The following is a 14658-nucleotide window of genomic DNA, read 5'->3' as shown; positions in this document are numbered from 1 at the left end:
TTGGCGCATGGCATCACACGCACTTGATCTTACGCTGCAGGACGCAGACCAAACCGCCCGACTGGCCGTGACCCTCGGGCGCGCGCTCACTGCGGGCGACGTTGTTTTACTGACCGGCGACGTTGGCGCGGGCAAGACGCATTTCGCGCGGGCGCTGATCCAGTCGTTGCTGGCGGTGCCCGAAGACGTGCCCTCGCCCACGTTCACGCTGGTGCAGACCTATGACGCCCCCGCCGCCGCGATCTGGCATGCGGATCTGTATCGTCTGACCTCTGTCTACGAGATCGAAGAGCTGGGACTGACCGATGCGTTCAGCGATGCCATCTGCCTTGTGGAATGGCCCGACAGGCTGGGTGATCTGCGCCCCGAAGACGCGCTTGATCTGACGTTGACGGTCACTGGCGACGACGCACGGCGGCTCTCTGCCACGTGGAACGACGATAAATGGCCCGAAAAGCTGGGGGCATGGCGCAAATGAACGACCGTATGACCGCTATGGACCGCTTCCTTGCCGATGCGGGGTGGGCACAGGCGCGGCGCGATCTGCTGGCCGGGGACGCATCGAACCGCCGCTATGACCGTCTGACCCTTGATGATGGCCGCACCGCCGTGCTGATGGACGCCCCCGCCGACAAGGGCGAAGACGTGCGCCCCTTTGTCCGCATCGCCGAGTGGCTGCGCGCCCAAGGGGCCAGCGCGCCCGAGATTTACGCGCAAGACGCAGGCAACGGCTTTCTGCTGATCGAGGATCTGGGCGATGACCTGTTTGCGCGGCTGATGGTCCAGTCGCCCGCGATGACGCGGCAGCTTTATACCGCCGCGACGGACTGTCTGCTGGACCTGCACAAGGCCCCGCCCCCCGATCTGCCGCTCTGCGATGCCGATTGGCTGACAGAAGCGGCACAGATGGTGTTTGACTGGTACGCCCCCGACAGCGGCGCCGCGGCGGAGTTTAACGCCCTCTTCACCCCGCTGGCCCGTGCGCTGGACAATAGCCCCCGTGTGATCATCCTGCGCGATTACCACGCTGAAAACCTGTTGTGGCGGCCCGAGCGGACGGGCTCTGCCCGCGTGGGGCTGCTGGATTTCCAAGACGCGCTACAGGGCCACCCCGCCTATGATCTAGTGTCGATCCTGCAAGATGCGCGGCGCGATGTGACCCCGCGGATCGAGGCGGCGATGATCGCCCATTACATCCGGCTGAGCAGGCAGGATGATGCCGCCTTCCGCAGCGCCTATGCCTTGCTTGGCCTTCAACGCAACCTGCGGATCTTGGGGATCTTTGCACGGCTTTGTCTGCGCGACGGCAAGGCGCATTACGTCGATTTCATCCCCCGCGTTTGGGGCTATGTGCAGCGTAACCTTGATGATCCGGCGCTTGCACCCTTGGCCGATGTGCTGCGTCCCTCCCTCCCCGCGCCGACCCCCGAGTTTCTGAAGGATTTGAAAGCCAGATGCGCCACGCCCCAGATGCCGTGATGATGTTTGCCGCCGGCTTCGGCACGCGGATGCAACATCTGACCAAAGACCAGCCCAAGCCGATGATCCCTGTCGCGGGCAAGCCGTTGATCGACCACGCGCTTGATCTGGCGCGCGGTGTCGCGCCGCGACGGATCGTCGTGAACCTGCACTATAAGCCCGACCCGCTGCTGGACCATCTGGCAGGGCGCGACGTGCAGACGATTGTGGAACAGCCCGATATTCTGGAAACCGGCGGCGGGCTGCGCAATGCGTTGCCGCTTTTGGGCGACGGGCCCGTGTTTACCATGAACACCGATGCAATCTGGGCGGGCCCCAACCCGCTGTCCTTGCTGGCGGACGCATGGGACCCCGACAGGATGGATGCGCTGCTGATGGGCGTGCCGGTGGCGCAGGCCGTGGGGCATGGGGGCGACGGAGACTTTACGATGGGCACCGACGGCGCGTTGAAACGCGGGCCGGGGGTTGTCTATGGCGGGGTGCAAATCATCAAAACCGGTTTGTTAGAGACGATTTCAGAGCGTGCATTCTCTCTCAACCTCTTGTGGGACGTGATGCTGGACCGCGGGCGGATGTACGGGCTGTCCTATCCCGGGCGCTGGTGCGATGTTGGCCACCCTGGCGGGATCACCCTTGCCGAAGACATGCTGGACGCCGCCGATGTTTGAACCGCAGGACGCACCGCGCGTTTTCGGGCTGGCCCCGGGCGTCGACTTCCCCAAGGAACTGGTGCGGGGTTTGCTTTCGCGGCTGGAAGGGCACCCGGCCCATGCCATCGGGCGGATCGATCTGGTGGTGAACACCCGCCGGATGCAGCGGCGTTTGCGCGATATCTTTGACGCGGGCCCGCCCAGCCTACTGCCGCGCATCCATCTGATCGACAACCTTGATACCCTTGGCAGCGGCGTTGATCTGCCGCGCCCCGGTCCGGCTCTACGCCGCCGGTTAGAGTTGATTACGCTGGTGTCAAAGCTGCTGGATCAAGCGCCTGAACTGGCCCCGCGCGCGTCGCTTTATGACCTGTCGGACAGTCTGGCGCAGTTGATCGACGAAATGCAGGGCGAAGGCGTGCCGGTCGAGGCCGTGACCGAGCTGGATGTCAGTGACCAATCGGGCCATTGGGAACGCGCGAAACAGTTTCTCGCCATCGCGCATCAGTATCTGGGGGAAAGCATCACCCGCCCCGATCCGCGTGCGCGTCAACGTCAGGTCGCTCAGCGCCTGATCGCAGAGTGGGAGCAGAACCCGCCTCAGCATCCGGTGATTGTCGCGGGCTCTACCGGATCGCGGGGCACCTCTGCCCTGCTGATGGAGGCGGTGGCAAAGCTGCCGCAAGGCGCGCTTGTGCTTCCCGGTTTCTGTTTTGATATGCCACAAGCGGTCTGGACCGATCTGGGCGAGGATCAGGAAAAGATCTCGCAGGATCATCCGCAATACCGTTTCCGCGACCTGCTGCGCCAGCTTGAGATGTCGCGCAGCAAGATCGAGGCCTGGACCGACACGCCGCCGCCCTCTGCCGCGCGCAATGCGTTGGTGTCGCTGTCCCTGCGCCCTGCTCCTGTGACCCACGTCTGGCTGACCGAAGGGCCGAAACTGCCCGATCTGCATCAGGCCACCGAAGGGTTAACCCTGATACAGGCCCCCACCCCGCGTGCCGAAGCGCTCGCGATTGCGCTGCGCCTGCGCCAAGCAGTCGAGGATGGCAAAACCGCCGCGCTGATCACCCCGGACCGGATGCTGTCGCGTCAGGTGACCTCGGCGCTGGACCGGTGGAACATCCTGCCCGACGACAGCGCGGGCCTGCCGCTGCATCTGTCGCCTCCGGGTCGGTTCTTGCGTCACGTGGGCGATCTGTTCCTGCGCAAGCTGGATTCCGAAGCCTTGCTGACCCTGCTGAAACACCCGCTGACCCACAGCGGCGGCGATCGCAATTTTCATCAGCTCAACACCCAACGGCTGGAACTGCAACTGCGCCGCGACGGGCTGCCCTATCCGGATGCGGAAGGTGTGTTGAAACTGGCGCGCAAGACTGTATCGCGGTCGAAAGACCCCGCGCAAATGGATGTTTGGGCCGATTGGGTCGGCACCCATCTGACTGATTGCGAACTCACCGGCGACCGGCCGCTAGAGGAATGGGTCGCCCTGCATATGGCGCTGGCCGATGCCATCGCCGACGGTGCCACGCCAAGCCAGCCCAACGGGTTGTGGCAGCATCACGCGGGCGAAGAGGCGGCGAAGGTGATGAACGACCTTGCCGAAAACGCGCCCTATGGGGGCGAGATGTCGGCGGCGGATTACACCGATCTGGTGGGAGCCCTGCTGCAACAGGGCGAAATCCGCGACCGCGACGCGCCGCATCCCAACGTCATGATCTGGGGCACGCTCGAGGCCCGCGTGCAGGGCGCCGATCTGGTGATCCTTGGCGGGCTGAATGACAGCACATGGCCCGAAGCCCCGCCGCCCGACCCCTGGCTGAACCGCCAGATGCGCCTGAAAGCCGGTTTGCTGCTGCCCGAACGGCGGATCGGCCTGTCGGCCCATGACTATCAGCAATCCATTGCCGCGCCCGAGGTCTGCCTGACCCGCGCGATCCGGTCGGACGAGGCTGAAACCGTGCCTTCGCGTTGGCTCAACCGCTTGGGAAACCTGCTGAATGGCTTGCCCGCGCAGGGCGGTGATGCGGCGTGGAAGGCGATGATCAAACGCGGCGACCACTGGCTGGATCAGGCCCGCGCGCTGGAAACCGTGACCCGTTTGCCCCCCGCGCCGCGCCCGTCGCCGCGCCCGCCCCGTGCCGCACGCCCCCATGCGCTGTCGGTGACAGAGATCAAGCGCCTGATCCGCGACCCCTATGCGATCTACGCCAAACACAGCCTGAAACTGCGTGCGCTGAACCCGCTGGTGCAATCGCCAGACGCGCCTGTGCGTGGCATCATCGTGCACGAGATCATGGAACGGTTCATCAAGTCGGTGACAGCGGAGCCTGCGCTTTTGACGAAAAGCCACTTGTTAGAGACTGCCCGCACCGTGTTAGAGGCCGAAGCCCCCTGGCCCGCCGCGCGCGTCATGTGGCTGACCAAGATCGAACGGATTGCCGATTGGTTCATCGAAAACGAGCTGCATCGACAAAGCTATTCCACCCCCGCCGCCTTTGAAAAAGCCGCCAAGGGCAGTCACGATTTCCCCGATCTGGGCTTTACCCTTATGGGCTTTGCCGACCGGATCGACCGGACGGAAGATGGCGACATTCTGATCTATGATTACAAGACCGGCACGCCGCCCAGTGTGGCCGAGCAGAAAGCCTTTGATAAGCAGTTGCTGCTCGAAGCCGCGATGGTCGAGGAAGGCGGGTTTAAAGAAATCGGCCCCGCCCCCGTTGCCCAGGCCGCCTATATCGGGCTTGGCAGCAAACCGGTGGAACGCCCAGCGCCGCTTGAGGATGAACCCCCGCACGAGGTGCTGGCCAAGCTGCACGCGCTGATCACCAGCTACCTGTCGGATGAACAAGGCTTTACCGCGCGCCGTATGGTAAAAACCACCGATTTCGCGGGCGATTACGACCAGTTGGCCCGGTTTGGCGAATGGGATGCCACGACCGAACCCACGCCGGAGGATCTGACATGACCGCCCCCTTTGACGACGCCACCCGCGCCCAGATCGATGCGGCGCGGCCCGATGCCTCTACGTGGTTGGGGGCGAATGCGGGGTCGGGCAAGACCCGTGTGCTGACCGACCGCGTGGCGCGGCTGTTGCTGAACGGGGTCGAACCGCAGCATATCCTGTGTCTGACCTACACCAAGGCCGCCGCGTCGGAGATGCAGAACCGGCTGTTCAAACGGCTCGGTGCCTGGGCCATGCTGACCGACGCCGATCTGCGTCATTCACTGTCGGAGCTGGGGGTCGAGGATGGCTTTACCCCCGAAAAGCTGCGCATGGCACGCACCCTGTTTGCCCGCGCCATCGAAACCCCCGGCGGGCTGAAAATCCAGACGATCCATTCGTTCTGTGCGTCTCTATTAAGGCGCTTTCCACTGGAAGCAGGGGTGAGCCCGCAGTTCACCGAGATCGAAGACCGCGCCGCCGATCTGCTGCGGGCCGAGATCGTGGACACCATGGCCGAGGGGCAGGATGCCGCGCTGACCACCACGCTAGCGCGGATGTACACGGGCGAGGATTTCAGCAAGCTCACCCGCAGTATCGTCGGGCAGCGCGAAGGCTTTGCCACTGTGCTGTCATGGGAAGATGTGCTGGCGCTGTTCGATCAGCCCGCCGACCTGACCGAGGACAAGATCACAACTTCGGTGTTTCTGGGATCAGAGGCGATGATCCTTGAACAGATGATCCCGCCGATGCGGGCCAAGGGCGGGCTGGACGGCAAAGCGGCGGAAAAGCTGGCGACGATCCAGACAATGGATATCTCTGCCCTGCCCGTTCTGGAAGACGTGATGCTGACCGGTGCGGGTGCCAAGGAACCCTTTACCGCCAAGGTCGGCAGCCTGCCCACGAAACCAACGCAAAAGCTGCTGTTTGATCTGATGCCGCAGGTCGATGACTTGATGCGGCGGGTCGAAGATGCCCGTGACGCGCGGCTGGCGCTGCGGGCGGCGCAGAAGACCCATGTGCTGCATCAATTCGCGCATCGTTTCCTTGAAATCTATGCCCACGAGAAACAGAAACGCGGCTGGCTCGACTTTGATGATCTGATCCTCAAGGCGCGGGCGCTGCTGACCAACCCTGCGGTCGCGGCTTGGGTGCTTTATCGGATCGACGGTGGCATTGATCATATTCTGGTGGACGAAGCGCAGGACACCAGCCCGCGCCAATGGGATGTGATCGAACGGCTGGCAGATGAATTCTACAGCGGCGACGGTGCCCGAGAAGAGGAAGACCGCACGCTGTTTGTCGTGGGCGATAAAAAACAGTCGATCTATTCCTTTCAGGGGGCCGACCCGCGCGAGTTTGATCACAAACAGGATCTGTTCGAACAGAAAATCACCCAAGCGGGTCAGATCTTTCAACGGCGCAGCCTTGAATATTCGTTCCGATCGTCCTCGGCGATCCTGCAACTGGTGGATACAACGCTCGCCCCGCATACGGATGCAGGGTTTCAGGCCGATGCGGCGCATAAGGCGTTCAAATCCGCCCTGCCCGGCCGTGTTGATCTTTGGCCTGTGGTCGAGAAAACCGACGAACCCGATGACCGTGAATGGTCCGATCCTGTCGATCAAAAGTCGGCGCATCACCATACGGTCGTTCTGGCCGATCAGGTTGCGTCGCAGATCAAGGAGCTGATCGAGGGCGAACATTATCTGCCCGTCGATACCGATACCCCCGGTGCCTTTGCGCGGCGGCGTATTCGAGCGGGTGACTTTTTGATCCTTGTGCAGCGGCGCAGTGATCTGTTCTCGGAAATCATCCGCGCGTGCAAAACCGCCGGTGTGCCGATTGCGGGCGCGGACCGGCTCAAGGTCGGGGCCGAACTGGCGGTCAAGGATCTGGCAGCGCTGCTGAGCTTTCTTGCCACGCCCGAAGACAGCCTGTCGCTGGCGACGGCGCTGAAATCGCCTTTGTTCGGGTGGACAGAGCAGATGTTGTTCACCCTGTCCCACTACCGCAAGGAAGATCACCTGTGGCAGGCCTTGCGCAGCAGCGATGCCTACCCCGAAACCGTTGCGATCCTCCGAGATTTGCGGGCGCAGGTCGATTTCCTGCGGCCCTATGACCTGATCGAACGTATCCTGACCCGCCATGACGGGCGCCGCAAGCTGCTGGCGCGGCTGGGATCAGAGGCAGAGGATGGGATCAACGCCATGCTCTCGCAGGCGCTATCGTATGAACGCGGCGCGATCCCCAGCCTCACGGGGTTTCTGGTGTGGATGCAGACCGACGACCTCGAGATCAAGCGCCAGATCGACAATGCCTCGGATCAGGTGCGGGTGATGACCGTGCACGGGGCCAAGGGGCTAGAGGCGCCGATTGTGATCCTGCCGGACACGGGCAAACGCCCATTGGTGATCCGGGACGAGATCATCAAGATCGGTGACACGCCCGTGTGGAAACTGTCCGAAGGGGATATGCCCGCTGCCATGCGCGGCGCGCTGGACGACCGCAAGGCGCGCGAGATGGCCGAACGGCTGCGGCTGCTCTATGTGGCGATGACGCGGGCCGAAAAATGGCTGATCGTGGCCGCGGCGGGGGAGCTGCCCAAGGATGGCAACAGCTGGTATCAGATGGTCGGCGCCGCGATGGGTCAAGCCGGTGCCAAGCCGGTCGGCAGCTCGGGCGGGATGCGGTTTGAACATGGCGACTGGGATGCGCTGCCGGTAATCGACACCGCCCCCAAAACCCACACCACGCCAGTGTTAGAGCCTGTTTTTAACACCCCTCTTACCAATATCCCATTGCGCGCCAAAACGCTGGCCCCCTCTGATCTGGGCGGTGCCAAGGCCCTGCCCGGCGATGATGGCCAATCGGAAGATGCGGCGAAATCATACGGCAATCTGGTGCATAAGATGCTGGAAACCCTGCCCATGATGCACAGCGACCGCTGGAACGGCGTGCTGCACACGCTGGCGCATGGCTATGATGAAACCGTCGCCCAAGCCGCCTTGAGAGAGGCGATCGCCGTCTTAGATACGCCCGAACTGGCACATGTCTTTGGCAAGGACGCCTTGGCAGAGCTACCGATCACCGCGCCCTTGGGCACCGAACGGCTGCACGGGACAATCGACCGGCTGCTGGTGTCGGATACGGATGTATTGCTGGTGGATTACAAAACCAACCGCGTGGTACCCGATACGCCTGATCGCTGCCCCGAAGGGCTGTTGCGCCAGATGAGGGCCTATGCCGCCGCGCTGGCGCAGGTGTTTCCCGATCACCGCATCCGCACCGCTATTTTATGGACCCGTACCGCCACGCTGATGGAACTGCCCGACGCGCTGATCACAAACGCCCTATCGCGAGTGCGCGATCTTGACGGGACGCATGGGGCTACATAGGTTCCCACTCTAACCAACCCCGTGCAGGAGCAGCAACATGGCAACCGTCGCAGTCACAGACGCAACATTCGACGCAGAAGTTAAGAATTCCGATATCCCCGTTGTGGTGGATTTCTGGGCTGAGTGGTGCGGCCCCTGTAAGCAGATCGGCCCCGCGCTCGAGGAACTTTCCTCCGAGATGGACGGCAAGGTAAAGATCGTCAAAGTCAACGTTGACGAGAACCCGAACAGCCCAGCCCAGATGGGTGTGCGCGGCATCCCTGCCCTGTTCATCTTCAAGAACGGCGAAGTCGTCTCGAACCTGGCTGGCGCCCGCCCCAAGGCCGCGCTGCAAGGCTGGATCGAAGAGTCGATCTAAGCTGCCGCACCCGCAGCAAGCACATTCAATAGCGCGTCAGGCAAAAGCTTGGCGCGCTATTTTTTTGATCCGCTCGAACCGCATGACATTGGCGATAGATCCATGTTCTTGAATCCGGTTCCAGTCTGTCAGGATCTGCACCCGCGTCAGGAAGTGCACCGTGGGATCATCGGGCGGCACCAGCGTGTATCCTTCAAAGAACGCGTCCCAGGCGGCGGGGGGAACGCTATGGCCTTTGGGCAAGGCATCAAGGTCGCCGACCATCTGAGTATAGCCTTGCAGCAGCCGCGCGATGTCATAGCCCACGGGCGACGGTGTGGTCGCTGAAAAATCGAACGCTGCCGTCTCGTCGGGTGCCATCACCAGATTATACCCGTTCAAGTCGCCATGTTTCGCCGCGATCTGGCCCGCGTGCCCTTGGGCCTGCGGCGCGTATTCCGCGATACGGCCCGCATAGGCTGCAAAACGTTGCTTGCCGTTGATCCGACGCGCCCCGCTTTCAACACGCGCCACCAGACGGTGCAGGTGATTGACCATGAACCGCGGCTGAAACGGATGGGTGCCCTGCAAAGTGGCCCCGTGAAACGCCGCCAGCCAGCCGCCCGCCCGTCGCAGCAAGGGGGTGTGATCCTCTGTCTGCCGGCACAGGTCCAGAAACGTGTCGCCCTTGGCAAAGCGCATCAGATAGGCCTGCTGGCCCGCCTCCGCCGCGAGGATCTGTGGCACGCTATAGCCGGGCACGCCGTCGAGCGCGTCATAGGCTGCCTGATGGGCCGCAAGCATCGCGGTGAACCTGTCGGTATCCCACGGACGGGCCACGTGCTTAAGCACGACAGAGCCCCCGTCACGCCCGTCATAGCGCTGCACGATCTGGCGCTGGTTGCTGTCATCCTTGATCCACTCGGCCCCGCAGGTACAGGTTTCAGGCGCAATCCCCGCCTTGGCCGCCAATCGCTCAAATATCTGAAATCCCTTGGTTTTCAGGTCGTCTACCGGTGGCATTCAAATCCTTTCGGGACATTAGCCTTGCGAAACAGCGGCGGGGTTTTCATATAGGTTTGAACTATGGAGGCTACATGTCAAAGCAAGAATTCCCCGGCTGGCACGGGACCACCATCATCGGTGTGAAGAAAGACGGCGAAGTCGTGATCGCGGGCGACGGTCAGGTCAGCCTTGGCCAAACCGTGATCAAAGGAACCGCACGCAAGGTGCGCCGGCTCAGCCCCGGCGGGTTTGACGTTGTGGCGGGCTTTGCCGGATCGACTGCTGATGCTTTCACGCTGCTGGAACGGCTTGAAGCCAAGCTTGAAGCCACGCCCGGGCAGTTGGCGCGTGCCAGTGTCGAGCTTGCCAAAGACTGGCGCACCGACAAATACCTGCAAAAGCTCGAAGCGATGCTGATCGTGTCAGACGGGCGCGAGCTGCTGGTGATCACCGGCGCGGGTGACGTGCTGGAGCCTGAACATTCTGTCGCGGCCATCGGGTCGGGCGGGAATTACGCGCTGGCCGCGGCGCGCGGCATGATGGACAGCGACCGCGACGCTGAAACCGTCGCGCGGGATGCGATGAAGATCGCCTCGGACATCTGCGTTTATACCAATGGTAACCTCACGGTGGAGAAAATCACACAATGACCGATCTGACCCCCCGCGAAATCGTCTCTGAACTTGACCGTTTTATCATCGGCCAGAACGACGCCAAGCGCGCCGTTGCTGTGGCGCTGCGCAACCGCTGGCGCCGCAAGCAGTTGGGCGATGATCTGCGCGACGAAGTCTACCCCAAGAACATCCTGATGATCGGACCCACCGGCGTGGGCAAGACCGAGATCAGCCGCCGCTTGGCAAAACTGGCGCGGGCCCCTTTTCTCAAGGTCGAGGCGACGAAATTCACCGAAGTCGGCTATGTCGGCCGCGATGTGGAACAGATCATCCGTGATCTGGTAGACAGCGCCATCGTCATGACCCGCGAATACATGCGCGAAGACGTGAAGGTCAGCGCGCATAAGGCCGCCGAAGAACGCGTTGTTGACGCGATTGCGGGCAAGGACGCCCGCGAAGGCACCCGCGATATGTTCCGCAAGAAGCTGAAAGCGGGCGAGCTGGACGATACGATGATCGAGCTTGAAGTCGCCGATACCTCTAGCCCGTTTCCGGCTATGGATATCCCCGGACAACCCGGCGGCGGTATGGGGATGATGAACCTTGGCGATCTTTTTGGCAAAGCCATGGGCGGCCGGACGGTCAAGAAACGCCTGTCAGTCGCCGAAAGCTACGAGGTGCTGATCAGCGAAGAGGCCGACAAGCTGCTGGATGACGAGACCGTCAACCGCGCCGCGATCGAAGCGGTAGAGCAGAACGGCATCGTCTTTCTGGACGAGATCGACAAGGTGTGCGCCCGCTCTGACGCGCGTGGCGGCGATGTCAGCCGTGAAGGCGTGCAGCGCGACCTGCTGCCCCTGATCGAAGGCACCACCGTATCGACAAAACACGGACCGGTGAAAACGGATCATATCCTGTTTATCGCCTCGGGCGCCTTCCACATTGCCAAGCCGTCCGACCTGTTGCCCGAATTGCAGGGCCGCTTGCCGATCCGCGTCGAGCTGCGCGCGCTGACGGAAGATGATTTCGTTCGCATCCTGACCGAGACCGACAATGCGCTGACGCTGCAATATACGGCGTTGATGGGCACCGAAGAGGTCGAGGTCACATTCACCGACGAAGGTATCAAGGCGCTGGCCAAGATCGCCGCCGACGTGAACCAGTCGATCGAGAATATCGGCGCGCGCCGGCTATACACCGTGATGGAGCGTGTCTTTGAAGAGCTGTCGTTCAGCGCGCCGGATCGTACCGGCGAAAAGATCACCGTCGACGGCGATTTCGTCGAGAAGAACCTGGGCGAACTGACACGATCCACCGATCTGTCACGCTACGTTCTTTAGGGCTTTTCAATCTGCCATGCGCCTGAGAAGGATGGCGCATGGCATACTTCAGATTTATCCGCGCCAATTGGGTGTTCTTGTTGGCGGGTTTCCTGCTGACATTTACCTCGGCCTATGGGCAGACCTATTTCATCTCGCTTTTCGCGGGCGAGATTAAGGGCAGTTTCGGGCTGTCTGACGGTCAATGGGGCGGGATCTATACCATTGGCACGACGCTCTCGGCGATCACGATGATCTGGGCGGGTGTGCTGACAGACCGGTTTCGGGTGCGCCGTCTATCCTTCTGGGTAATGGTCGCGCTGGCGGGCGCCTGTCTGGCGATGGCCGCTGTGCCGAACTGGATCGCGCTGATCTTTGTCATCTATGCGCTGCGTCTGACCGGGCAGGGGATGATGTCCCAGCTTGGGGCCGTGGCCATGGTGCGCTGGTTCGAAGCCGCACGGGGCAAGGCGCTGTCGCTGTCGTCTATGGGCTTTGCGGCGGGTCAGGCGATATTGCCTGTCGTCTTCGTCGCCCTTTTCGCAAGCTTTCACTGGCGCAGCCTTTGGGTGCTGGCCGCCGCTTTGGTGCTGATCACCATGCCGGTGATGCTACTGCTGCTGCGGCAAGAGCGTACGCCGCAATCCATGGCACAAAGCACGCAATCGGCGGGGATGGACGGGCAGCACTGGACGCGGATGCAGATGATCCGTCACGGGTTGTTCTGGCTGATGATCCCGCTGGTGATCGGTCCTCCGGCGTGGGGGACGGCGCTGTTCTTTCAGCAGGTCCATCTGACAGAAGTGAAGGGCTGGACGCTGGTCAGCTTTGTCGCGCTGATGCCGCTTTATACGGTGACATCCGTGGTCTCGACCTTTGTGTCGGGCTGGGCAATCGACCGGTTTGGCGTGACGCGGGTCGCGCCGGTGCAAATGCTGCCTTTCGCGCTGTCTTTCGCCGTGCTCGCCTTTGCCGATACGATTGCGATGGCGGGGGTCGGGTTGATGATCTTTGGCGTGGGGCAGGGGATGCAGGCGACCGCGACCTCGGTTTTCTGGGCCGAATTCTATGGCACGCGCTATATCGGGTCGATCAAGGCCGTGGGCGCCGCGCTGATGGTGTTCGGGTCGGCCATCGGGCCGGGGGTGACGGGGCTGTTCATTGATCTGGGCGTTGATTTCCCGCAGCAGATGATCCCGATCGCGATCTACTATGCCGTGGCCGCGATCATGGCGACTGTCGGGGTGTTGCGCTATCGCAAGCGGTTGGTCGCGCCTGTCACGGCCTAACGGTGACGCCGCAGATAGACGTAATAGGCGCCGCCGCCGCCGTGGCTGATATGCGCCTGACTGACCTGAAGCACCGCTGACGACAGCGGCGGCATCGCCAGCCATTGCGGCACCTGATGACGCAGCACACCGTGGCGCACGGGGATCGGGCCGCCTTCGTCGCGCATCTTGCCTTTGCCGGTGATCACCAAGACAAGGCGCCGCCCCTTGGCATGCGAGCCCAGAATGAACTTGGTCAGCGCAGGGTGCGCGCGGTCCAGCGTCATACCGTGAAGGTCGATGCGACCCTCGGGGCGCATCTTGCCCCGCTTGAGCTTGCCAAACGCCTTTGAATCCATCTGCACCGGTGCCTGACGCAGCTGATCGGGCAGGGAGGGCATCAGATCATGGGTGTTTCGCCGCGGCTTGGGATCGGGCTTGCCCATGACGACAGAGCTGCGCTTGCGGATTTGCGGCGGTGTTGGCGTGGGGCCGTGGATCGGGGAGGTGCCGTCGATCTCGGCGCGAAACAGCTTGTCAACGTCGAGCTTTTCCGTCCGCTCTGTCACCTTTTTCCAAAGCGATAGATCATCCTTATCCAGACGCTTGCGGCTCATAGCAGCGGCTCCGGCAAAAGCGCATAGGCGCGCTGGATCGGCATCAGGACCATCATCCGCCCCGGATCACGCAGCTTGCCCGCGGCACGCCCCGCCTTGTCGCCGGTGCCAAAGAACACATCCGCCCGTTGCGCGCCCTTGATCGCCGACCCGGTATCCTGCGCGATCATCAAGCGGTGCATCGGTTCCTTGCCCTCTTTTTCGATCCAGACAGGGGCGCCGAGCGGTACAAACTTGGGGTCCACAGCGACAGTGCGCAGGGTGGTCACCGACCGGTTCATCGCGCCAAGCGGCCCCTGATCGGCGGGCACCTGATTGACCTCGCGAAAGAACACATAGGACGGGTTGTGGTACAGCAGCTCGCGCCCGTCTTCGGGGTTACGACGGACCCAGTTCTTGATCACCTCTGCGCTTACCTGATGCGGGTCATAGACGCCGCGGCGCACCAGTTCGACGCCGATCGACCGGTACGGGTGGCCGTTCGCACCGCGGTAACCCACGCGCAGATAATTGCCATCGGGCAGCCTGATGCGGCCAGAGCCTTGGATTTGCAGAAAGAAAAGTTCGACCGGGTCGTCGACATAGGCGATCTCAAGACCGCGGCCCTTCATCACGTCGGTATCCAGAATGTCGCGGCGGGTCAACCACGGGTTGTTCGCCTTCGCCTCTGGCGGCATGGCATAGACCGGATAGCGGTAGCGGTCGGAGGGGTAGAGATCGCCATCAAGTTCAGGTTCGAAATAGCCCGTGAACATCGCCTCGTTTCCGTCCTCGATCAACACTGGCCGGAACAGAAGTTCAAAGAACTGGCGCGGGTCGGGGTCGGATCTGGCATAGGCGCAGATGTTGCGCCAATCGACATCCTTCATATCACCGCAGGTATTCAGAAACGCGCGCAGGGCGGCGGCGTGATCGTCGGTTTCCCACCCCTCAAGCTGGTCGAACGACAGGATCGAATAGGACACATCTGTCGCAGAAGCGGGCGGCGCCATCAGGCCCGCCCACAGCAATGCACCCGCAC

At 62.4% G+C, this 14658-nt stretch carries 12 protein-coding genes; 9 read left to right on the top strand and 3 right to left on the bottom strand.

The features are described from left to right. The first annotated feature begins 7 nt into the window (after positions 1-7). The 6 genes from tsaE to trxA are packed head-to-tail and all read left to right on the top strand — an operon-like array spanning position 8 to position 8835. Positions 8-478 carry a tRNA (adenosine(37)-N6)-threonylcarbamoyltransferase complex ATPase subunit type 1 TsaE gene (tsaE, locus tag B4F27_RS01275; RefSeq protein ID WP_286758650.1) on the top strand — a complete coding sequence of 157 codons (471 nt, stop codon included), beginning with the start codon at positions 8-10 and terminating at the stop codon, positions 476-478. Beyond that, positions 466-1479, top strand: coding sequence for an aminoglycoside phosphotransferase family protein (locus B4F27_RS01270; RefSeq protein ID WP_286758649.1), 1014 nt, complete (start codon positions 466-468; stop codon positions 1477-1479). The genes tsaE and B4F27_RS01270 overlap by 13 nt, the downstream gene beginning before the upstream one ends. Then, the gene (locus B4F27_RS01265) at positions 1455-2147 is read left to right on the top strand and encodes a nucleotidyltransferase family protein (RefSeq protein WP_286758648.1); all 693 of its coding nucleotides are present in this window, start codon (positions 1455-1457) and stop codon (positions 2145-2147) included. Before B4F27_RS01270 ends, B4F27_RS01265 begins: the two co-directional genes overlap by 25 nt. Beyond that, a complete protein-coding gene (gene addB / locus B4F27_RS01260) occupies positions 2140-5103 on the top strand; it encodes a double-strand break repair protein AddB (RefSeq protein WP_286758647.1) in 2964 nt (987 codons plus the stop codon). The genes B4F27_RS01265 and addB overlap by 8 nt, the downstream gene beginning before the upstream one ends. After that, a complete protein-coding gene (addA, locus tag B4F27_RS01255; RefSeq protein WP_286758646.1) occupies positions 5100-8477 on the top strand; it encodes a double-strand break repair helicase AddA in 3378 nt (1125 codons plus the stop codon). Before addB ends, addA begins: the two co-directional genes overlap by 4 nt. 37 nt (positions 8478-8514) lie before the next feature. Then, positions 8515-8835 (top strand): thioredoxin, encoded by a 321-nt coding sequence (gene trxA, locus B4F27_RS01250; RefSeq protein WP_005850739.1) that lies wholly within the window; start codon positions 8515-8517, stop codon positions 8833-8835. A 36-nt stretch (positions 8836-8871) separates the two neighbouring features. Here the strand turns inward: trxA and B4F27_RS01245 are convergent, their stop codons facing one another. After that, positions 8872-9837, bottom strand: a complete 966-nt coding sequence (locus tag B4F27_RS01245; RefSeq protein WP_286758645.1) for a phosphotransferase — start codon at positions 9835-9837, stop codon at positions 8872-8874. Positions 9838-9911: 74 nt separating this feature from the next. Between B4F27_RS01245 and hslV the strand changes: the two genes are divergently transcribed. The 3 genes from hslV to B4F27_RS01230 are packed head-to-tail and all read left to right on the top strand — an operon-like array spanning position 9912 to position 13041. After that, complete coding sequence (gene hslV, locus B4F27_RS01240) at positions 9912-10469, top strand: ATP-dependent protease subunit HslV (protein ID WP_005850743.1); 558 nt, start codon at positions 9912-9914, stop codon at positions 10467-10469. After that, positions 10466-11773 carry an ATP-dependent protease ATPase subunit HslU gene (gene hslU, locus B4F27_RS01235; RefSeq protein ID WP_009825703.1) on the top strand — a complete coding sequence of 436 codons (1308 nt, stop codon included), beginning with the start codon at positions 10466-10468 and terminating at the stop codon, positions 11771-11773. The genes hslV and hslU overlap by 4 nt, the downstream gene beginning before the upstream one ends. Positions 11774-11811: 38 nt before the next feature. After that, positions 11812-13041, top strand: a complete 1230-nt coding sequence (locus tag B4F27_RS01230) for an MFS transporter (protein WP_286758644.1) — start codon at positions 11812-11814, stop codon at positions 13039-13041. Here B4F27_RS01230 and B4F27_RS01225 read toward each other — a convergent pair. Next, positions 13038-13637, bottom strand: coding sequence for a Smr/MutS family protein (locus B4F27_RS01225; protein ID WP_074636654.1), 600 nt, complete (start codon positions 13635-13637; stop codon positions 13038-13040). The two genes, B4F27_RS01230 and B4F27_RS01225, sit on opposite strands and share 4 nt — an antisense overlap. Next, the gene (locus B4F27_RS01220; RefSeq protein ID WP_005850750.1) at positions 13634-14629 is read right to left on the bottom strand and encodes a murein transglycosylase A; all 996 of its coding nucleotides are present in this window, start codon (positions 14627-14629) and stop codon (positions 13634-13636) included. The genes B4F27_RS01225 and B4F27_RS01220 overlap by 4 nt, the downstream gene beginning before the upstream one ends. Between the last annotated feature and the right edge of the window lie 29 nt (positions 14630-14658).

Origin of the sequence: Sulfitobacter sp. UBA1132 (assembly GCF_002311545.1) — a bacterium.
Classification (GTDB): domain Bacteria; phylum Pseudomonadota; class Alphaproteobacteria; order Rhodobacterales; family Rhodobacteraceae; genus Sulfitobacter; species Sulfitobacter pontiacus.
Note: the sequence above shows the minus strand (reverse complement) of the source record. Positions and strands in the feature narration are given on the sequence as shown.

What these genes read in the sequence shown, in the direction of transcription:
- addA (WP_286758646.1), top strand. Translation starts at nt 5,100, where the DNA reads ATGACCGCCCCCTTTGACGACGCCACCCGCGCCCAGATCGATGCGGCG.
- B4F27_RS01230 (WP_286758644.1), top strand. Translation starts at nt 11,812, where the DNA reads ATGGCATACTTCAGATTTATCCGCGCCAATTGGGTGTTCTTGTTGGCG.
- B4F27_RS01220 (WP_005850750.1), bottom strand. Translation starts at nt 14,629, where the DNA reads ATGGCGCCGCCCGCTTCTGCGACAGATGTGTCCTATTCGATCCTGTCG.
- hslU (WP_009825703.1), top strand. Translation starts at nt 10,466, where the DNA reads ATGACCGATCTGACCCCCCGCGAAATCGTCTCTGAACTTGACCGTTTT.
- addB (WP_286758647.1), top strand. Translation starts at nt 2,140, where the DNA reads ATGTTTGAACCGCAGGACGCACCGCGCGTTTTCGGGCTGGCCCCGGGC.
- hslV (WP_005850743.1), top strand. Translation starts at nt 9,912, where the DNA reads ATGTCAAAGCAAGAATTCCCCGGCTGGCACGGGACCACCATCATCGGT.
- B4F27_RS01225 (WP_074636654.1), bottom strand. Translation starts at nt 13,637, where the DNA reads ATGAGCCGCAAGCGTCTGGATAAGGATGATCTATCGCTTTGGAAAAAG.
- B4F27_RS01245 (WP_286758645.1), bottom strand. Translation starts at nt 9,837, where the DNA reads ATGCCACCGGTAGACGACCTGAAAACCAAGGGATTTCAGATATTTGAG.
- B4F27_RS01270 (WP_286758649.1), top strand. Translation starts at nt 466, where the DNA reads ATGGCGCAAATGAACGACCGTATGACCGCTATGGACCGCTTCCTTGCC.
- B4F27_RS01265 (WP_286758648.1), top strand. Translation starts at nt 1,455, where the DNA reads ATGCGCCACGCCCCAGATGCCGTGATGATGTTTGCCGCCGGCTTCGGC.
- trxA (WP_005850739.1), top strand. Translation starts at nt 8,515, where the DNA reads ATGGCAACCGTCGCAGTCACAGACGCAACATTCGACGCAGAAGTTAAG.
- tsaE (WP_286758650.1), top strand. Translation starts at nt 8, where the DNA reads ATGGCATCACACGCACTTGATCTTACGCTGCAGGACGCAGACCAAACC.